The following is a 19687-nucleotide window of genomic DNA, read 5'->3' on the forward strand; positions in this document are numbered from 1 at the left end:
ATCTCACCTGGATGACATTCTTGTATGTCTAAAATTGTTATATCTATTATTTTTGTTTGACAATACGAAATTTTAGTAATACCAAAATGACAACTTGGTAAACCAGTGACTTGAGCGACAGGCGCTCTTGCCCTATCAATGGGGTGTCTTTGTTTATCAGGAGGAGGACTGAAAATTGGCGACAGTAAATCAAATGCAAGAACCCAAACGCGCAGCTGATGCGATTGCGGATGCATTGATCGGCCAAATTCGCAATGGTTCTATTACATTAAATGACGCATTGCCCACTGAGCGGGAGCTGTGTGAACAGTACTCTGCTTCAAGGCCGACTGTGCGTGAGGCGCTGACTCAAATGCAAATGCGCGGTTATGTCGAAACAGGTGGCGGTAAACGTCCGCGTGCGGCCAAACCATCGATTCAAGCTATCTTACTGACCACGGGTTCGCATCTGCGCGAGATTTTGGGGGATGCTGAGAGCGCCGCACATCTGGAGCAAATGCGTCAATTTATTGAGGCTGGGGCTGCCAGAGAGGCTGCAAATCGTGCTGACAATGTACAGATCACAAAGTTACAGACGGCTCTGGAAAAGAACTTTACCTCAATCGGAACTGTTGATTTCCCGGCAACTGACATCGCTTTTCACAGGGCAATTGTGTCGGTTGTGGGCAACCCGGTGATTTTGCAACTGCACGACATGTTTGTCAGTGCGTTGCTCGAGCATCGACCAGCCATGTCAGAGCCTGAGAAGCATGACACAATCGCATACGAAGAGCATCGCGAGATCTATCAGGCGATTCTGAATGGCGATGTAGTTACCGCAACAAATGTAACTGAAAAGCATTTGGCACGTTCGTATCGGGCAAGATTGCGGGTCCCCAAACACGCTGACCTTTCAAACCAAACTAAACTTTCAGGGCAAGAACAAAAGCCTTGATCGACTGGCGGAGCTTGTCTTTGCCATTCATCATCAAACGGAGGAAACGATGAAAAACAATAAAACAATCCTAGGTAGCTTGGCTGCCATATTGTTAGCAACGACAAGTGTGCACGCCACAGAACTAACTTTTGGTATGCAAGACAATGAAGTGTCAAACGTCTATCAAGGCGCGTTGGAATTTAAGGCAAAGCTGGAAGCACTATCTGGCGGCGAAATGAAGGTTAAACTTTTCCCTTCAGCTACATTGGGTGATTTCAAAGCCATGGTTGCCCAAGTGCAAGCCGGTGAGCTTGATATGGTCATGACTGGCTATCCAGACATGAGCTACACGATCCCTGAGCTTAAACTAATTGGTGCGCCATATGTTGTTGAAAGCTACGATCACCTAAAGAAGATCGTTGCCGGCCCATGGGGTCAAAAGATGGACGCAAAGTTCCAAGACCAAGGCGTGATGCTTCTTGACGTTTGGTATTATGGAACGCGCCAAACAACTTCTAACCGCGCGATTAACTCAATGGACGACATGAAGGGTTTGCGTTTGCGTACACCAAACGTGCCGTTCTTGATTGCTTTTGCTGAAAACACTGGCGCAACGCCTGCGCCTGTTGCCTTCCAGGAAGTGTATCTTGCGCTGCAAACCAATCAAGTTGATGCGGAAGAAAACCCGCTCCCAACGATTGACGCTATGAAGTTTTACGAAGTGCAAAGCCACATTGCTATGACAAATCACTTCATCGCATCGGCTGCAATTCAGATTTCAAAGTCAACTTGGGACGGATTGAATGCGCAAGAACAGGCTTGGGTTGCTGCTGCTGTAAATGCGGGTGGTGACAAATCCAACGGTCTGACAATTGACGCTGAAAACGACCTAATCGACACATTCAAAGAGCGTGGTCTGGAAATTACATATCCTGATCTAACACCATTCCGCGCTGCAATGAAGCCATACTACGATACGCTTGAAGCCGAGTTCGGCGAAGGCGCAATCGCTGAAGTAATTGGCGAGTAACTCCCTCGGGCTGGGGGGAGACCCCCAGCTCACTTAAAAGGTAATCACAGTGAAATCGAACTCCAGATACAGCTTTGAAGGCATCATCGCATCAGTCATATTTATCATGCTGTTGCTTGTTGTTCTGCTGCAGATCTTGGGCCGTACCAATATTGTTGCGGGACCCGTGTGGACAGAGGAATTGGCCCGTTGGCTCTGGGTTTGGATGGCATTTTTAGCCATTGCAGAAGTAGAGCGAAACGATGCTCAGCTGAACATGGGATTCATTACCGAGCTCTTCGCAAAGCGCGTTCGTATCGCCTTGTTCACACTGATTGATTTAGTCTATTTGGCTGTTTTGTGCAATCTGAGTTGGATCGGTTACAAAACAGTTCTGCGCACCTTGCGCAATGAATCTGTGACCCTGCCAACGAGCGACGCTGCGCTTTACGCATCCGCTTTTGTGGCTTCATTCTTCATAATATTTCGTGTTTTGCAGCGCTTGAACAAGCGCAAAAATGAACTCCTGGCTGAGGCATAGCAAAATGATCCTTGGAACAATTGGACTTGTTTGGCTCTTTCTCGTGCTGTTCGGTGTGCCTATTGGCATAGCGATGATCTTCGTATCGATGGGGTATTTCTATTTCACTGGCATGGGGTTAGCCTTTGCCGTTCAGCGCATGGTTGATGGGCTAAACAGCTTTCCTATGTTGGCCGTCCCGTTTTTTATTCTTGCTGCTGCCATTTTGAATTCATCAAGAATTACCCATCATTTGTTTGGGTTTGCGCGCGCACTTGTGGGGCATATAACAGGCGGGCTTGGCCATGTGAATGTGCTTGCTTCACTCTTCTTTTCTGGCATGTCCGGATCGGCGCTTGCAGACGCGGGTGGATTGGGCAAAATGGAAATTGAAGTGATGCGCGAGGCTGGATATGACGACGAGTTTTCAGGCTCGGTGACCGCAGCATCTTCCATGATCGGTCCGTTGGTTCCCCCCTCGATTACAATGGTCCTTTATGGTGTTGCCTCAAATACGTCTATCGGCAAACTCTTTCTCGGTGGCATTGTACCAGGCGTTTTATGTGCATTGGCGCTGATGGCCATGGTCTATTTTGTTGCGAAACGCCGGAACTATCCGGTTGATCCGAAAAGCACAAAACGAGAAATTGGTGGTCTGTTTATACGCTCATTCCCGGCGCTATTGACACCAGTTGTCATTGTTGGCGGCATTTTCAGCGGGCTGTTTTCGCCGACCGAAGCTGCTGCGATCACCGTCGTTTATGCGATTGCCATAGATTTGATTTTTTACCGCGAGCTGACGTTTCGCCGTCTGTGGGACGCGTTGTACGAAACGGTGACAACGTCTGCTTCTATCGCCACCATTATTGCTGGGGTGAGTTTGCTTGGATACGTTTTGGCCCGAGAGCAAGCACCCCAGCAAATCGCGCAAATGTTCCTTACAATTGCGAATGATCCGATCTCATTTTTGATTGCGGTTAATCTGATGATTTTTGCTTTGGGATGTTTTGTGGAGTCCCTAGCGATATTGCTGATCATTGTTCCGATCTTGGTGCCAATTGCACTTGGTTTTGGAATTGATCCTGTGCACTTTGGGATCATCATTGTGTTGAATTTGATGATTTCAATTCTGACACCACCGATGGGTATGGCCCTGTTCGTTGTGGCGCAGGTTGGGGGCATTGAATATCAGAAACTGGCAAAAGCCATCTTGCCGTGGCTGCTTCCGCCAATCGTGGTTTTGGTACTTGTTTGCATGTTCCCAATACTGGCAACTGGCCTACCAAGTTTGATGGGATAAATCATGAGCCTTTTGGATAGTCTAAATGGTGGGGTGGTGGTTTCCTGCCAGCCCGTTTCCAATGGTCCTATGGATCAACCAAGTATCGTTGGCGCCATGGCTTGCGCTGCTGTGGCCGGTGGTGCTGTTGCGGTGCGTGTTGAGGGCATTGAAAATGTTAGAGCAGTGCGCCCTTTGGTCGATGTTCCGCTTATTGCAATTACAAAGCGTGATTTGCGTGTTTCCGATGTGCGGATCACGCCGTCGGTAGAAGATGTCAACGTGCTGGCTGCTTGTGGCGCAGATGTTATTGCCTATGACGCCACCGACCGGTTGAGAACAGACCGTCGCGAAGACATTGTGCGAGCCATTCTAGATAATGATATTCTTGCAATGGCGGACAGCGCCAGTGTGGAGGACGCTAAACAGGCCATCCAAGATGGGGCTGCAATAATCGGCACGACACTTTCCGGCTACATCGGTACACCAGCCCAATCAACGGACGCGCCGGATTTGGAGTTGGTGCGCGAATTTGCCAAGCTTAATGCCTTTGTTATGGCTGAGGGGCGCTACCGCACGCCGGAGCTCGTGGCGGCAGCAATTAATTGCGGCGCAAATGCCGTGACTGTTGGCAGTGCATTGACGCGTCTGGAAGTGGCCACACATTGGTTTGTTGAGGCGGCGTCACGCAAATGACGGCTGTGACCGATATGGACGGGATAAATGGGTTCGCTGTTGACCTTGGCGGGACGAAGCTAGCTGCAGCTCGCGTGGAACATGGAAGAGTTGTTGAACGCATTCAGAACGTTACCGAAGCAGAAGCACCAGCTGATAAGCAGGTTGAGGCGATAGAGGCTTTGTTGCGTAAAATTGGTTGGAATCATTCGTATCCGGTCAGTGTTGCTGTGGCGGGGCGCGTTTCCGACGACGGCACTTGGTCGGCGGTTAATACTGGAACCTTGACGAGTATTGCGGACATACCAATTAAAGCCCTGCTTACTCATCAACTCAACACAGACGTTTATGTGTGCAATGACGCCAATGCGGCGGCATTCGCTGAGGCAAGCTTTGGCAGCGGTGTTGGCGTGTCGCACTTTGCCTACATCACAGTTTCAACGGGTGTTGGCGGCGGCATTGTGATTGAGGGAAAACCCCTTACCAGTGCCAACGGTTTGGCCGGTCATGTTGGGTTTGTCTCCAGCCGGTTTTCAACCGCAATTTGCGGCAGTGGTCGGCGTTCCACAGTGGAAAGCGTTGCAGGGGGAAGGGCAATTTCAGCCATTGCACAGGAGCAAGGGCATGGGGTTGCTACCGCCCGTGAGGTTTTTGATGCGGCGGCAGGTGGAAACGAGTGGGCGCAAACAATTATTGAAACGTCTGCACAAGCGATTGCAGCTTTGTGCTCAGATTTAACGGCAATATTTGGCCTGGATATGGTTGCATTGGGTGGATCAATTGGCATGGCACCGGGATATATCGCATCAGTGGAACGGCATCTGAAGTGTGAGCCTGCGCTATTTCGCCCCAAAATTGCGGCGGCCGACTTTTCACATGATAGCGCTTTGATTGGTGTGATTGCGCTTAGCCAGTCTTCCAAGAGGACTGAAAAAAGACATACAATACGATGCAATGGAGTGTCAGAATGAGTACCAATGTCGCTTACCGCGGTGAAGGGGTTTTTGATGGCACGAAGCTTCATTGGGGGAAAAGTCTAGTTCTCTCAGATGGGATTGTTGAAGGCTTTGTTGAAAACGAGCTTGTTTCCCCGGACTGCAATATCAAAGATTTTACAGGACAAATTGTGTCGCCCGGCTTCGTTGATCTGCAGGTCAATGGAGGCGGTGGTGTTTTGCTCAGCAATGATCCATCACTTGAAACTATTGAGCGGATGTCCAACGCCCATCTGCGCACTGGCACGACTGCGTTGTTACCAACATTGACAACGGATACACCGGACAAAGTTGATCGGGCAATTGACGCTGTTTCAAAGGCGATCAAAAGTAAAGTGCCAGGTATCGTTGGGTTGCATTTAGAGGGCCCACACCTTGCCAAGTCGAAAAAGGGTGCTCATGACGCATCGTTAATTCGGTCAATGGAAGCGCGTGATTTAGAAACGCTTTGCAACGCCGCCAAGCATTTGCCCAGCCTGATGATTACTGTTGCAATTGAATCCGTTTCGTCCGAGCAAATCCGGAAACTGAGCGAAGCCGGTGCTATTGTTTCATTGGGGCATACAAATGGCGATTATGAAGCCTGCATGGCGGCTGTAGCGGCGGGAGCAACCTGCGCGACGCATTTGTTTAACGCCATGAGCCAAACATGCGGGCGTTCGCCTGGTTTGGTTGGCGCGGTGCTGTCCAATAGTCAGTTATCGGCCGGAATAATTGCTGACGGGCATCATGTTCATCCAGCCAATATCGACATTGCTTATCACGCCAAAGCGCCAACACAGGGCCTTTTTCTGGTGTCCGACGCGATGGCGTTGACAGGCTCAAGTGCGACACAGTTCGAATTTGGTGGCCGCATCGTCGAGCGTCGAAATGGGCGCTTAGAATTGGCAGATGGTACACTTTCTGGTGCCGATATTGACTTGGCCAGCAGCGTTCAAAATCTAATGAAGTTCGCCCATCTCGATTTGGCACAAGCCTTGGCTTGTGCCACAAGCGTTCCAGCAAGCGCGATCAAACGATCGTCTGAATTTGGACGTTTCTGCGTTGGAGAGCCTGTGCAATCTGTCATTTGCCTTGAAGCAAATAATGTGAGCTCAGTGACATATGTGAAGACTTCAGGTTTTTCAAACCAATGCAAAAGCTCCAGTTTGCCCCTGGGTTTCAACGATCCAATTGTGGGAAATTCGTTGCGCTAAGTCTACTGTTGTAGGTGGTCGTGCCAGTGAAAAGCTCTTGCTTGCCGGTTTTGAACCAATGACGCCCAAACTGGAAAGGTCTCTTAAACCCTAGTAGCCATGGCTCGTCGTTCCTGTTTCAACTAGTCCGCTTTCATAAGCAAAAATGACTGCTTGGGTGCGATCGCGCAAACCAAGTTTGCTCAGGATGCTTGAAATGTGTGTTTTTACCGTAGCGACTTCAACGAACAGTTCACTTGCGACTTCTTGATTGCTGAGCCCTTGCGCAACGGCCGTCAATACTGCTCTTTCTCGGTTTGTAAGTCTTTCAAGGCGCTTTGCGATCCGCTCGTCAATAAATCCTCGCTTTGCGAAACTACCGATAAGGCGTTTGGTAATGGATGGGGCAAGCAAAGCACCACCCCCGGCAATCGTTCGAACTGCACTAATTAGTTCCACCGGTGGCGTGTCTTTGAGCAAGAAGCCACTGGCACCTGCTTGCAGTGCCCTATAGATGTATTCGTCTGGGTCAAAAGTTGTCAGCACCAACACACGAGCGGCCAATTCTGGGTCTTGCACTATCTTTTCGGTGGCCAACAGGCCGTCCATTTCTGGCATACGAATATCCATAAGCACAATGTCTGGTTTATGGATTTTCGTTAGGGCAATAGCTTGGTTTCCCGTTCCCGCTTCTGCAACGATATCAATATCATTTTCATTGCCAAGGATCATGGCAAATCCGCTGCGCACCAATGCCTGATCGTCTGCTACGATAATACGAATAGTCATGAGGCGAGTTGGGGATGTGGCAAGCAGGCGCGCACCTCATATCCGCCCACAGAACGTTTGCCAGCGCTGAAGGTGGCCCCCAATAGGCTCGCCCTTTCCGCCATACCGATGAGACCGTGCCCAACACGGGACACATTCGCTGACGCGACACCATCATCGCAAACTGTGATTTCGGTGCTGCTTTGGTTTACGATCACACTGACCTTTGATGTTGCCTTTGGCCCTGCATGTTTGAGCACGTTTGTCAGGGCCTCTTGGATAATGCGATAGGCCGCTAAGTTGCTTCCTTTGGTTAGCATTTCTGAGTTGCCTTCAATTTGCAAGTCTATGCGAAGCCCTGCATCTCGCATTTGTTCAACCAGTCGAGGCACATCATCAAGCCCAGGTTGGGGATCAAGTGCATCATTTTCATTCCCCAGCCGCAAAACGCCTAATAGCTGCCTCAACTCGGTTAGTGCTTCTCTCCCGACCTGTTCAACCGCTTCCATAGCATCGATTGCACGCGGCAGGTCCTTTTGTGCAATAGTTCTTGCTGCGGCGGCCTGCACCGTCATCAAACTGACGTGGTGCGCTACGATATCGTGCAGGTCTCGCGCTATTCGTGTTCGCTCATTTGCTACTGCTTGTTGCGCCTCGTTTGTACGTTGTCGTTGTTCTTGCTTTTCCTGTTTTGCAACTAAAGCCCTGTTTTCGGCGCGAACGTTCACAAAACGCCCAACATACCAGACCAAAACGACAGACAGAAGCTGAACGAAAACCCAGAGAATACCATTGCTATGCTGTTCATTCGTTGCGGATATTGCAACAAATACAAGTGTAAAAAAAAGCCCCAAAAAACTATGATCCGACCGCTTTACAAGGCGGCCGACACCGTAGAGTCCGACCAAAACTGCAATCAGTGGCCCTTCAAAATACCCCAGAAATATGGCTAAGCCAGAAGCGGTAAGACCTGCAAAGAGGACGGTAATTGGAAACCTTCGTCGCCACATCAGCGTACCGCTAGTAAATGTAAAGATTAATACCGCAGCCATCGGCACGTCTAAAGGCGAATAATCGATCAAGGGCTGATCGTCATATCCGGTGGCCATCAAAATGGTTGCGAACAACACCGCCACGGCCAGAATGGCATCCAAAAGCAGCCGCCGCCGTTCATCTTCGGAACTTGGTCGTTTTGAGCCGACGATTTGTGCGTTTGTTATACTGTTTCTCGGGTTTTTTGAAACGGTTTGAGCATTGATTTCCATTGTATCTCACTACCATGTGGCGCTGATGGTTGTCATCATTCTTAGGGTTAAGCACGGCCTCCGTCAAAAGGGGGACAGGTGAGTGGAGCGACCCCGTAAAATCAGTCTTTTGACTGAGTTTAAACTCATCACTTGGGGCGAAGTCAGAACTCCCTAAAGCGACTATCTTTGCAAGGATCGGAACGGGTCTTTCAATCGGTTCCATCAATTCTCGTGCAGCCTACAAAAGGACCACCACATGTTTGGTACACTAAACAACAGCGCCCGCTGGGCCGGGTTTTTCTACTTTTTACTTATCCCTGTCGGTATGTTCGGGCTCGCCTATGTGCCTTCTGTAACGATTGTTGCGGACAACCCTGCCGCCACGATGGAAAACATCAGAGCATTTGAGCTTTTGTTCCGCAGCGGCAATGCGGCAACGCTTGTTATGAATATAATCGCAATCGCCTTGGTGCTTTCATTGTATGAGCTTTTTCGGGGTACTGGCCGCATTCTGTCTGGCTTTATGGTTGCGCTCCTGCTGATTGGTACAACGATTTCTTTGGTGGCTTCGGTAGGCATAGGTGCATCGATCTTGTTTAGTAAGATGGGGGCACAAGAGGTACTTCCTTTAGCGCAACAGATCCTGTTCACTAAGGTTTCGCTCGACCTTTGGAAATATACATCCATGGTTGCCGGTATTTTTTGGGGCCTTTGGCTCTTTCCCTTGGGAATACTGACCTACAAAAGTGGTTTCTTCCCAAGAATTCTGGGCGTGCTTTTGCTCGTGTCGGGTCTTGCATATGTTGTTGATGCCTTTGTCTTCATTCTTCAGTTGGACATACATTTCGCCCTTGTCGATTACCTGTGGTTTGGAGAAGCAAGTTTTACGCTTTGGTTGCTGATTTTTGGGGTGCGCAAAGGCGCAGACACTTCGATCTAATACCCATCTATTTTCAGTGTGCCCGGGTGGCATCACTTTGTTTCCCTTCGGCAAGACAAGGACAGCAATCAGCATGAGTAAAATTGAAACCCTCCACATGTCGCTCTGGCATGTGTCGGGGCCACTCTCCGACAGGGCCGGAAGATGGCTGGTCACATGAAAGCTGCGATTTTCACAAAGTATGGTCCGCCGCAAGTGTTGGTTGTCCAAGAACGTGCAATGCCCGTGCCTTCGCCGACGGAAGTGTTGGTGAAAGTACACTGTGGCTCAGTTACCACCGCAGATGTGCTTTTGCGCAGCAATGATGTGCCTTGGCTATTTTGGCTGCCAATGCGTTTAATGCTCGGCTTTTTTAAAATGAAACACGAAATTCTTGGCAACGAATTTGCAGGAGAGGTTGTTTCCATTGGCAAAAGTGTAACGCGGTTTAAGCCGGGTGACATTGTTTGCGGGCGTGCAAGTTTTGGCTCCAATGCGCAGTACCGTACACTTGGTGAAAACTCTATTATGCGTAAGCTTCCAACTCTAGATCACATGACCAAGTCGGCCCTGTTTTCGTTTGGGGGCATGACCGCGTTGCAGACTTTGAGAGACATTGGAAATCTTAGGGGAGGGGAACGCGTTTTGGTCATTGGTGCCGGTGGCGCATGTGGCACAATGGCCGTTCAGATAGCAGGGCTCTTGGGTGCACATGTGACAGGGGTGTGCAGCAAGGGCAAAAAAGAACTTGTTCTCGCCCTCGGTGCTGATGAAGTCATCGACTACGCGAGCGAAGACTACACGTTGTCCGATCGAACATATGATGTGATATTTGATGCTGTGGGCAATAGGCCCGCAAGCGCAAGTTGGCAGGTTTTGGCGGAAGGTGGGCGGTACTTGTCTCTAAGCCTTTCGGCGCGTGACTTCCTTTGGTCTTTGATTTCTAAGTTGAACAGCAACAAGCGCCACTATTTCGGCACATCCAAACCCAATCAAACCGATTACGACATTTTGTGCGACTGGTTTTTGGACGGAAAAATTAACCCAATCGTAGATAAGGTGTTCCCACTTTCGCAGATTGCGCGGGCACACTCCTATGTACAAACCGGTCGAAAAACCGGAAATGTTGGCTTAGAGATGGAGCATACACATGACTGAAGCTGAAAAACGAGTTCGCAGATTTACAATAATTATCTTGGGATACCCCGTAGCCTTGATTTTGGGTGGCATCTTGCTCAACCTCTTCGCTTTTGGCGTTTCCCCCATTGTTGTCGCCCTTCCGTTAAAAGCCGTCTTGGTACCGTTGATCATTACAGCTACTCTGTTGGTGATCAATCACACTTGGTTGATGAACAGCACCGAAATCACCCGCATGAAACATCATATGTATGCCTCCAGAGAGGAATGGAAAGAAGCTGGTGTAAAAAGAGAAGATGTTTCTGACGAGGGGTGGCTAGAGCTTGAACGACGCCACAACTCACATCGAAATGCGACTGAAAATACGGTCTATTTTGCGGTGCTTGCAACAATCTTTTGTTTGGTCACGCCATCGCAACTTGCAGCCTACGTTTGGATTTTAGGTTTTGGCGTTGGTCGTCTTGGGTATACATTTGCCAGCTTGCAAGGCAGGAGCAATCTAAGAGGATTTTTCATGAGCGTAAGTCTGGTGGCCATGTATGGTATGGCTGGATATTTGTGCCTTGGCCTATTGGTGTAGGTTTTGCATAACGAGCAACGCTGTTCCCCTTGTCGAAGCTGCTGCGGCGAAACTGTAATTGGTTGCAATCGCAGTGGTATTTGGGGCACGGCCTTCGCCTCTGCCATGTCCGCAGTTTCCAATTCATGAGCGCGCGAGGGGTTATTGCCGTAATGCGCTTTACTGGTAACTCCAGTTATCGACCAATGCCTTTAGAACATCTGCTCGGCTAATTTGCCCGACCAAGTGTCCATCACGTTGAACAGGAAACCGTCTAAAATGGCTAGAGAGCAAGTGTTCAGCGGTTTCCACAATGTCCAAGTCCGCCTCCAGCGTCTCGACGGGGTAACTCATATAGTCTGAAACCGCGCCGCCCCAATCTTGGTAATAGCTGGCGTTGAGTGCTGCTTTCAGGCAGTCTTTCATCGATAAAACACCAACCAGCTGACCGTTGGCGTCCACAACAGGTGCGCCCGAAATGTTCTTTTCAAGTAAAAAGCTCACCGCGTGGACGATCTCTGTGTCAGGCAAAAGCGTCATTAGTTCTGTTGTCATATAATCGGAAATTCGGCGCCCTTTTTTCATGATCGGTCTCCTTGGCCCCTCTTTTGTTTGCAAAATGCACATTGTACCGATTTTAGGCACGCAGCGCTGCCACAAGAGCCCTTAAGCGGCGGACGCCGGAACAATATCCCAACAGCAAGGCCGCCCATGCACAAAAGGATGAGAAGGAAAGTCGGTACAAATATTTCCATAGCATCACCTCAAGTCAGAAATTGATTGGCAAAGGCGCCGGTGGTGGTTTGGGTGAAATCAATACCGTCTCGCAGTAAAAACAGTGCGGAAATACCTGTTTTGTCCGCAAATTGTGGCCCGGCATCCGCACCCATTGCAAAGAGTGCTGTGGCAAGTGCATCTGCGCGCATGGCGGTTGTGGCCAATACGCTTACGGATGCCAGCCGATCGTTGGCAGGTTTTGCAGTGCGCGGGTTCATAATATGACTATAACGTTGCCCCTCCACAATATAGCTGTTCACACTGTCGCCTGATGTTGCCAATGCATGACCATCAATCGTCACCAATTGTTGAAATGCAACGGGCTGGGAGTGCGGCCGTTCAATCCCCACGTACCAAGCGCGACCGGTTGGGTGCGATCCCCGAGCAAAGGTTTCTCCGCCTAGTTCGATGAGAAAATTCTTAGCACCGGCAAAATCAAGAACTGCAACCATCTCGTCCAGCGCGTAGCCTTTGGCAATGCCACACAAATCAAGGGACATGTCCGCATAGTCCTTTTTGCAGCGACTATTTTCTAGATAGATGTTTGTGTAGTTGCCTTGTGAAGGTCTGGTGATGGGGCCAAAGCCAAACCTTCCCACAAGTGCGCCTATGGTGGGGTCAAACATTCCGTCGGTTTCGCGTGCTATTTCTAATGCGGCGCCAAGAACGCGGCTGGGGCCTTTTGACAAGGGTGTCCAGTTTGAATGATGTGAGTTGTTGAAGGCCGATATTTCAGTATCGGGCCGAAAGGGAGACATGGTTGCATCCACGGATGTGATTATGGCCTGGAGTTGATGTTGCAATTCGAATGTATCGATCCCTGCTGGCAAAACCAGACGCCAGGACGCACCAAAGGCCGGTCCCTCTATAACCGCGGTGCTACTGATTGCGCGCGCAGCGTATGGTGTGAAGAGCAGAGCGCCAGCGCCCAACAGAAAGCTCCGCCTTGTCTGTTTCATCTTGCTAACTCCCAAAATCATCGTTGAATATATTGCTTGGGTCTACGCCGACGTTGTCCAACATTGTAAGCACCGCTTTGATCATGAGAGGGGGGCCACAAAGATAATACTCGCAGTCTTCTGGCGCTGGATGTTCTTTGAGGTAGCGATCGAAAACCACATCGTGGATGAAACCGGTCGGACCATCCCATTGTTCAACGGGTGAAGGATCGGAAAGGGCAACGGTCCAATGGAATCTATCGTGGTTTGCTTGCAAGCGGTTGAACTCGCGTTGGTAAAAAAGGTCGACACCACTGCGCGCACCATACCAGAAACTCATGCGACGAGTGGTTCCCAATCGCTCAATCTGTTCTGTAATGATGGCTCTTAGGGGCGCCATGCCCACTCCACCACCAATGAAGATCATTTCTTTATCACTATCGTTCGCCCTGAAATCACCGAACGGTCCGGCAACGGAGACTTTGTCTCCAAGTTTTAGCCCAAACAAAAAAGAGGAGACAATGCCGGGGGATGCGCTTTTCATGTTAGGTGGCGGCAACGCCAAGCGTATCAGCAGCACAATATGTCGCTTTCCATCCTCTGGGGTGTTGGCAATTGAATAGGCACGCGAGACGGGGATATCACTTTGTGCGCTAAGCTTTCCAAGACCCAGATTTTGCCAAGCGTTATGATGCTCGGGTGCGATGTCAAAGTCCGCGAAAGATAGTTCGTAGGCAGGCGATGTGACTTGGACAAATGCGCCTGGGCTAAATGCGATTTCCTCATCTTTTGGCAGTTCAAGGATGATCTCCCGGATCAAAGGAGACACTGTCTTGCTTGAAACAACAGTGCATTCCCAGCTTTGTGCGTGAAGCAGTTCGGTTGGCAGCTTCAGGCTCAGATTATTGCGCAAAGTGAGCTGGCAGCTCAGTCGCAATCCTTTGGCGATTTCCTCGCGTGTCAGTTTTGCTCGCTCGGTTGGCAACGCAGCGCTGCTGCCTGCAGCGACAGTGACGCGGCACTGACCGCAGGTGCCTGCACCACCGCAGGCGGCAGGGACTTTGATGCCGTTGTCAACAAGTGCTTCTAACAGACGCGTGCCCGCTTTTGCCAGAAGTGGTTCTTGGTCCACAATGCTGATCAGGACTTTGTGAGAAGGCATCAAAACTGACCGCGCAAACACTACGATCAGGGTGAGTGTTAAGACAATCGCAACGAAGACGAGGCTGCCGAAAATGATTTCGTTCATGGCAGCCTTACCCCGACAAAGGCTGAAAAGCCCATCGACATGAACCCGGTGGCGATAAAAGCAATGCCAAGCCCTTGTAGACCCGCTGGAATGTCCGAATATCGAAGCCTTTCCCGGATAGCAGCGAAAGCTGCGATGGCGAGTGCCCACCCAATGCCACTGCCCAAACCGTAGACCATGCTTTCTTCTAGGTTGTATTGGCGTTCTGCCATGAACAGGCTGGCGCCCAAAATTGCGCAATTCACTGTGATCAACGGTAGAAATATCCCCAGTGATCGGTGCAGGACTGGGACAAAGCGATCAAGTACCATCTCAAGGATTTGAACCATGGCTGCGATGACGCCAATAAAGCTGATCAATTTAAGGAAAGTCAGGTCCATATCTGGCAAGCCTGCCCAAGCCCAAGCGCCTTTATTGAGCAATAGCACCAGGATCAAATGATTGACTGGAATGGTGATCGTTTGCACGACTATGAGCGCAAGGCCGAGCCCTACGGCTGTATCAACACGCTTTGAAACCGCAAGGAACGTGCAAATGCCCAGGAAGAAAGAAAGCGCAAGGTTTTCTTCGAAAATCGCGCGCTGGAACAGATCGATCATGATGTCCTCGAGACGTCGGTTGTGCGGATGCGAAATTCAGGTTCTTCAATTTGCGCTGGGCGTAGGGTGCGGATCGCCCAAATCAACAAGCCAATTATAAAGAATGCGCTGGGGGCCAGTAGCATTAGTCCGAGAGGTTCAAACCAACCTCCAGTTTCAACAGTTGGCAAAATAGTTCGGCCAAGCAACATACCGGTTCCCAGAAGCTCGCGGATTGTACCAACCACAATCAGAACCGCACTGTAGCCAAGCCCGTTCGCTAAACCGTCCAACAGACTTGGCCATATCGGATTGCGCATGGCAAAGCCTTCAGCGCGGCCCAACACCAAGCAGTTGGTCACGATCAGCCCAACAAATATAGACAATCGCTGGCTCATCTCGAAAGCAAAGGCCAATAGGATTTGATCTGCAACGATAACCAGCGAAGCGATGATTGTGATTTGCACGATCAGTCGTATTGACGAGGGAAGGTGATTGCGGATGAGGCTAATTGTGCCGTTCGACATCATAAGAACGACGGTCAAAGCGGCGCTCATGGTCAGTGCGGTACCCAGTGAAGTTGTGACGGCTAACGCAGAGCAAATGCCCAAAATCTGCAACGTAATCGGATTGTTGTCGAGCAACTGTGTCAGAAAAGTTTTCATGTTTCCCCCACTCATGTCTCAAGATCTCCCCTTTTAAGGCGGGTCAGAAACGGCCCATAGCCGAGGTCGCCGAGCCAAAAATGAAGGAGATTGGCGACCCCAGTGGTTGAGCGCGTTGCACCGGTGATGCCATCGACTTCAAACACGGTTGTCGCGCTTCCCCGAACGACAGATATTCTTATAACGCCGTCATCATCCGCAATTTTGCGGCCGGGCCAAAGCGCCTGCCAAGCGGCATCGGTGATGCGCGAACCTAGGCCCGGTGTCTCGCCTTGTTCGTATACCTGTAGGGCTGCGACGGTATTTAGATCGCCTTTTAAGGCGAGATAGGCGTGAATTGTGGACTGGTAGCCTGTGCCATAAACAGGCAACACAACAAGTGCCAGTTCGCCCTTTGAACGCAGCATATATACTGGCATCAAGTTTGGGCGACGACCAATACCAGCCGTGTCGACGTCGCGAGAAAGCGATATACTTGATGCTGGGTCTGTCATGGCATCTCGAAAATTGTAACTTGCCGGGTTTACATTGGTTGCGGTGTTGGCGGTCGCAAAATCCACAAGAAAGGATTCCATTGTGTCAGCACCTGCTTCACGCAGAATATCGGCCATGCCGGGCAAGGCTGAGATCATCGCTTCCATCTGCGCGGTTCTTTGCCGCTCCAGATTGGCTTGCTGAATCGGGCGAAGAGCCACGGCTGTAACGGAAACCGCAATGGCGGAAAAAAAGGCCACAAGGAAAGCAACGGCAAAGGTTTTTGTGCGGCTTTCATTCGGAAGTGAAAGCAGGCGTCGCCACCACATGATTGGATTAAGTTCAACCATGTCGCTTTCTCCTTTTATGTGCGTTCAGTGTCACCACGGTGTGATCGATCAACGGCGCAAATATGCTGCCAAGCAACGCGGCAAACACCACGGCGTTGACGGACCCTGGCCCGGCCCCCGTCTGTCCCAAAACCACAACAAGTGTGCCGATTAATGCGCCATAAAGCCATCGCCCTAAGTTGGTTGAGGCGGAGGATATGGGATCGCAGGCAAGGAACACCAAACCAAAAATCAACGAGCCGCTGAGCAGTTGCTCCCTGTCAAAGGCTGACCTTGCCAACATAGCTGCGCCAAATAATCCAAGCGATATGCCAACAAGTGTGCGCCAAGAGAGCAAGCGGAGACGCAAGAGCAATATCGCGCCTGGCACCACCGCGGCAATTAGGTTGATGCCAGCGGGATCGGATGCTGGTTCGTGAAAAGAGAAAAACAAGAACGCCAACGCAAGTGTCGCGGGATTAACAAAACTTCGGCCTCGACCGCCAAAAATCTGTTCACCCAAGACGACACCAAATGTAATCGCAAAAATCAGTTGCCAAAGTGGGGTTGATGGGGGCGCTAAGATGGTGAAGATGAGAGCTGTTCCAACGCCGTCCCAAGTGAATGCTCGATGTCTCAAAATGGCAAATAGCAGTTGCCAGCCCATTACGAGAATAACTGCCAGTGCGATATTTGTGATCCCAACTAGACCATTTTCGAACAGGAATAGGCTTGTCGGCAGAATTAGGGCCAAAAGACTGATCGCTGCAATGCGGTTTGCGTCCCATGTACCTCTGATATGCGGGCCCAAAGGGTGCTCGGGGGCGGCGCCGGGGTGAAGGATTTTCATTCTTGTTCCCCCGCGATCTCATCAAGGATATGCCTTAGCAACATCCCATAGTCTGCCCGACTAGGGCAAAGATAGGAGAGTAGCGCCACGTCTTCCTCTATTAATTCAAGGCATCCAAGGTGAATGGCTGTTTCGATATCGCCCACACTAAGTGCGCGCATTAGCGGTGTGGCAAGAATGTCGAACGGCAAAGCGGCATCGAGTGCCTCTGAGGGGATCGTGGGCCCCACCGAACCGTTCGGCAATAAACTCAGTGCTCGAGACCAAAACGTAGGTTTTTTAGCGCTGCGGGTGCTGTCAAATACGGCAACTTGGGTGTCATAGCGGCCTAAATGTGTGGCAACGCGCCCCGACAATGCCGATCCTGAAATAACACGCGAACCCACTGTCGTCTCCCTATCGAGGAGTTGATTAAGCTGCGCGCCGAGCCGTGTTCTGATCAGCCGCGGGTGACGAACTCCACTTCCCGCAATCGAGACGATGCGTTCTGTCAATAATTGTCCTTTGCCAAAAAGGTGGCCGATGGCGATTACATCACTGAAGTCAATATGCCAGACCGTTCTGCGCTCTGATGCGGGCATCAAGTGATGAATGTGCGTGCTTGCCAATCCCGCAGGGTGGGGACCGTCGAAGAATGCCGTTTTGATCTGTTCATCTGTTTGCGCAAATTGTGCGCCAGATTGTTGGCAAACGAAAACTGGACCTTTTGTGAGTGTTTTTAAGGCTTCCAGTCCTTGAACAAAATTGTTGTGTTGAGGTGCCATCACAACCGCGGCGTCGGCGCTTAAGGGGTCTGTGTTTATGGCGGTCACAAATATGGCGTGAGGCACAGCAGCTGGATCCGGAATGCGACCAAATGGACGTGTTAGAAATGCGACCCATAATCCACTCGCTTGCAATAGCGATCTCACGCTCTCTGGGGTGAGTTTGCCATCTGAAATAGGAAATTCTTTCGGGTTTTCTTCTTCCACTGAAATAGTCAATGTTTCCAGCGTTCGTCGGCGTCCCCGAGAAATTGACGCAATTGTGCCCGTTGCGGGGGCGGTGAAGGCAATCTGGTTGCGCTTGCGATCTACAAAAAGGGTATCGCCTGTACGCACTTTGTCGCCGACCGCTACGCAGAGTTTTGGGCGAATGTCTGGGAAGTCACTTCCCATGACGCCAACTTCACTAATTGCAGCGCCAGCGCTGATCTCTTGTTTTGGTTGACCAGCCAAATCAACGTCCAAACCTGCACGGAGTTTTAAAGTGCTTACGCCAATTTCATCGGATACTAGAGATGACATTAAATAATCCAATAAACCGAAGTACCAGCTAAATGCTCACTTCGTGATTTCTGCATTGCGTACGTGCAAATCAACGTCTTTGTGCTCTGGTTTCTTTCTCACAAATCATTGCAGCGCGTGTTTGTGCTAGATTATCTTTCATGTTGGCTTGATTTGTTGATTTGAATCAACCCAACGACCGCCACTCGGCGTAGATTTGTCTGATATTTAGGAGGGGATCATGTTGAAACTTAAATCCGTCTATTTGGCAATTGCTGTGTTTCTTGGCGTCGCCGGTGCTACGCTTCCAGCGCTTGCGCAGCAAACGAACCCGGTAAATTCAATTGTTGAAAAGTGGCTAGGATCAGGGCATGGCGACGCGTCGTCCTTGTCTTTCTCTTATTGGAATGAGGCCGGTGAAATTCCGCCCGCTTGTGCGAAGTGTCACTCAGGCGCAGGGTTTAGTGCGTTTCACGGTTTTGATGGCAGCGAACCTGGCGTTATCGCCCAACCCATTCCAACCGGCGATACGGTGGAATGTGTGACGTGCCATAGAGAGGGGATTGATGAGATTGACAGCATCGTGTTTCCATCGGGGCTGGTTGTTTCAGATGCTGGACCGCATGCCACCTGTTTAACTTGTCACCAGGGGCGTCAATCGTCGATTGGTGTGCAGCGCGCCGTTGGCGATACAGGGGAAGATGAGATCAACCCCGAGCTGACTTTCCTAAACCCACATTATGCGGCTGCGGCTGCCACGCTTTACGGAACTGAAGTGAAAGGGGCGTATGAATACCCTGGAAAATCATATGTTGGCCGGTTTGCGCACGTGCCGACTTTCGCTCAATGTAGCGATTGTCACGATCCGCACAGTTTGGAAATCAAAATAAGTGAATGTGTTGCGTGCCATCAAACCGAAGACCCTAAAGCGATGCGCATCTCACCAGCAGATTTTGATGGCGATGGTGATGTAAAAGAAGGAATCTATCACGAAATCGCCAGCCTTAACGCGACGCTCAAATCCATGGTGATTGAATATGCGAGCAAGGTGACGAAAAAGCCAGTTTTGTACGCAGATGCGTACCCCTATTTCTTTAACGATACAAACGAAAATGGGGTTGTTGACGAGGGTGAAGCAACGCGTTCAAACAGCTATGTGTCTTGGACACCGCGCATGTTGAAGGCGGCCTACAATTATCAATATGTCGCAAAAGACAAAGGCGCATATGCGCACAACCCCCATTATGCGTTGCAAGTGCTCCATGACAGCATTGAAAGTCTGAGTGAGCCGCTTGGTGCAACATCAGAAGGTCTGGTTCGACCCTAGTCACGCGTGATAACCCCGGCTGAAACTACCGGGGTT

At 50.3% G+C, this 19687-nt stretch carries 21 protein-coding genes; 11 read left to right on the forward strand and 10 right to left on the reverse strand.

Going from position 1 to position 19687, the window contains the following annotated elements:
- Positions 1 to 175: 175 nt before the first annotated feature.
- From O4H47_RS13745 to nagA, 7 genes are read left to right on the forward strand one after another with little or no spacing between them, the layout of a single operon-like run.
- Positions 176 to 934 (forward strand): FCD domain-containing protein, encoded by a 759-nt coding sequence (locus O4H47_RS13745; RefSeq protein ID WP_269394573.1) that lies wholly within the window; start codon positions 176 to 178, stop codon positions 932 to 934.
- Between the two features lie 49 nt (positions 935 to 983).
- Complete coding sequence (locus O4H47_RS13750) at positions 984 to 1946, forward strand: sialic acid TRAP transporter substrate-binding protein SiaP (RefSeq protein WP_269394574.1); 963 nt, start codon at positions 984 to 986, stop codon at positions 1944 to 1946.
- Between the two features lie 49 nt (positions 1947 to 1995).
- Positions 1996 to 2466 (forward strand): TRAP transporter small permease, encoded by a 471-nt coding sequence (locus tag O4H47_RS13755; RefSeq protein ID WP_269394575.1) that lies wholly within the window; start codon positions 1996 to 1998, stop codon positions 2464 to 2466.
- Positions 2467 to 2470: 4 nt separating this feature from the next.
- Positions 2471 to 3745, forward strand: a complete 1275-nt coding sequence (locus O4H47_RS13760) for a TRAP transporter large permease (protein WP_269394576.1) — start codon at positions 2471 to 2473, stop codon at positions 3743 to 3745.
- Positions 3746 to 3748: 3 nt separating this feature from the next.
- Positions 3749 to 4420, forward strand: a complete 672-nt coding sequence (locus O4H47_RS13765) for an N-acetylmannosamine-6-phosphate 2-epimerase (RefSeq protein WP_269394577.1) — start codon at positions 3749 to 3751, stop codon at positions 4418 to 4420.
- On the forward strand, positions 4417 to 5370 hold the full coding sequence (locus O4H47_RS13770; RefSeq protein WP_269394578.1) for an ROK family protein: 954 nt from the start codon (positions 4417 to 4419) through the stop codon (positions 5368 to 5370). The genes O4H47_RS13765 and O4H47_RS13770 overlap by 4 nt, the downstream gene beginning before the upstream one ends.
- The gene (gene nagA / locus O4H47_RS13775) at positions 5367 to 6590 is read left to right on the forward strand and encodes an N-acetylglucosamine-6-phosphate deacetylase (protein WP_269394579.1); all 1224 of its coding nucleotides are present in this window, start codon (positions 5367 to 5369) and stop codon (positions 6588 to 6590) included. The genes O4H47_RS13770 and nagA overlap by 4 nt, the downstream gene beginning before the upstream one ends.
- A 90-nt stretch (positions 6591 to 6680) precedes the next feature.
- Here nagA and O4H47_RS13780 read toward each other — a convergent pair whose 3' ends face one another.
- Together O4H47_RS13780 and O4H47_RS13785 are read right to left on the reverse strand one after the other, a co-directional pair.
- A complete protein-coding gene (locus O4H47_RS13780) occupies positions 6681 to 7358 on the reverse strand; it encodes a response regulator (protein WP_269394580.1) in 678 nt (225 codons plus the stop codon).
- On the reverse strand, positions 7355 to 8602 hold the full coding sequence (locus tag O4H47_RS13785; RefSeq protein ID WP_269394581.1) for a sensor histidine kinase: 1248 nt from the start codon (positions 8600 to 8602) through the stop codon (positions 7355 to 7357). Before O4H47_RS13785 ends, O4H47_RS13780 begins: the two co-directional genes overlap by 4 nt.
- A gap of 238 nt (positions 8603 to 8840) precedes the next feature.
- On the opposite strand from O4H47_RS13785, the gene O4H47_RS13790 reads away from it, so the two are divergent.
- The 3 genes from O4H47_RS13790 (at position 8841) to O4H47_RS13800 (ending at position 11220) form a co-directional block, all read left to right on the forward strand.
- Positions 8841 to 9524 (forward strand): DUF4386 domain-containing protein, encoded by a 684-nt coding sequence (locus O4H47_RS13790; protein ID WP_269394582.1) that lies wholly within the window; start codon positions 8841 to 8843, stop codon positions 9522 to 9524.
- Positions 9525 to 9668: 144 nt separating this feature from the next.
- Positions 9669 to 10661, forward strand: a complete 993-nt coding sequence (locus O4H47_RS13795; RefSeq protein ID WP_269394583.1) for an NAD(P)-dependent alcohol dehydrogenase — start codon at positions 9669 to 9671, stop codon at positions 10659 to 10661.
- Complete coding sequence (locus O4H47_RS13800; protein ID WP_269394584.1) at positions 10654 to 11220, forward strand: MAPEG family protein; 567 nt, start codon at positions 10654 to 10656, stop codon at positions 11218 to 11220. The genes O4H47_RS13795 and O4H47_RS13800 overlap by 8 nt, the downstream gene beginning before the upstream one ends.
- A 159-nt stretch (positions 11221 to 11379) precedes the next feature.
- Here O4H47_RS13800 and O4H47_RS13805 read toward each other — a convergent pair whose 3' ends face one another.
- The 8 genes from O4H47_RS13805 to O4H47_RS13840 form a co-directional block, all read right to left on the reverse strand.
- Entirely contained in the window at positions 11380 to 11784 is a 405-nt protein-coding gene (locus tag O4H47_RS13805; protein WP_269394585.1) for a CBS domain-containing protein, read from the reverse strand.
- A 179-nt stretch (positions 11785 to 11963) separates the two neighbouring features.
- The gene (locus O4H47_RS13810; protein WP_269394586.1) at positions 11964 to 12935 is read right to left on the reverse strand and encodes an FAD:protein FMN transferase; all 972 of its coding nucleotides are present in this window, start codon (positions 12933 to 12935) and stop codon (positions 11964 to 11966) included.
- Positions 12936 to 12939: 4 nt separating this feature from the next.
- Complete coding sequence (nqrF, locus tag O4H47_RS13815) at positions 12940 to 14163, reverse strand: NADH:ubiquinone reductase (Na(+)-transporting) subunit F (protein WP_269394587.1); 1224 nt, start codon at positions 14161 to 14163, stop codon at positions 12940 to 12942.
- On the reverse strand, positions 14160 to 14762 hold the full coding sequence (nqrE, locus tag O4H47_RS13820; RefSeq protein ID WP_269394588.1) for an NADH:ubiquinone reductase (Na(+)-transporting) subunit E: 603 nt from the start codon (positions 14760 to 14762) through the stop codon (positions 14160 to 14162). Before nqrE ends, nqrF begins: the two co-directional genes overlap by 4 nt.
- Positions 14759 to 15421, reverse strand: coding sequence for an NADH:ubiquinone reductase (Na(+)-transporting) subunit D (locus tag O4H47_RS13825; protein ID WP_419719634.1), 663 nt, complete (start codon positions 15419 to 15421; stop codon positions 14759 to 14761). The genes nqrE and O4H47_RS13825 overlap by 4 nt, the downstream gene beginning before the upstream one ends.
- The gene (gene nqrC / locus O4H47_RS13830; protein ID WP_269394590.1) at positions 15418 to 16230 is read right to left on the reverse strand and encodes an NADH:ubiquinone reductase (Na(+)-transporting) subunit C; all 813 of its coding nucleotides are present in this window, start codon (positions 16228 to 16230) and stop codon (positions 15418 to 15420) included. Before nqrC ends, O4H47_RS13825 begins: the two co-directional genes overlap by 4 nt.
- Entirely contained in the window at positions 16223 to 17059 is an 837-nt protein-coding gene (locus O4H47_RS13835; RefSeq protein ID WP_269394591.1) for an RnfABCDGE type electron transport complex subunit D, read from the reverse strand. Before O4H47_RS13835 ends, nqrC begins: the two co-directional genes overlap by 8 nt.
- Positions 17056 to 18345: an NADH:ubiquinone reductase (Na(+)-transporting) subunit A gene (locus tag O4H47_RS13840; RefSeq protein ID WP_269394592.1), complete on the reverse strand. Its 1290-nt coding sequence runs from the start codon at positions 18343 to 18345 to the stop codon at positions 17056 to 17058. Before O4H47_RS13840 ends, O4H47_RS13835 begins: the two co-directional genes overlap by 4 nt.
- A 220-nt stretch (positions 18346 to 18565) precedes the next feature.
- Between O4H47_RS13840 and O4H47_RS13845 the strand changes: the two genes are divergently transcribed.
- On the forward strand, positions 18566 to 19651 hold the full coding sequence (locus O4H47_RS13845) for a hypothetical protein (RefSeq protein ID WP_269394593.1): 1086 nt from the start codon (positions 18566 to 18568) through the stop codon (positions 19649 to 19651).
- Positions 19652 to 19687: the final 36 nt, after the last annotated feature.

This window comes from Maritalea porphyrae, assembly GCF_027213965.1.
GTDB classification, from domain to species: Bacteria; Pseudomonadota; Alphaproteobacteria; order Rhizobiales; family Devosiaceae; genus Maritalea; species Maritalea porphyrae_A.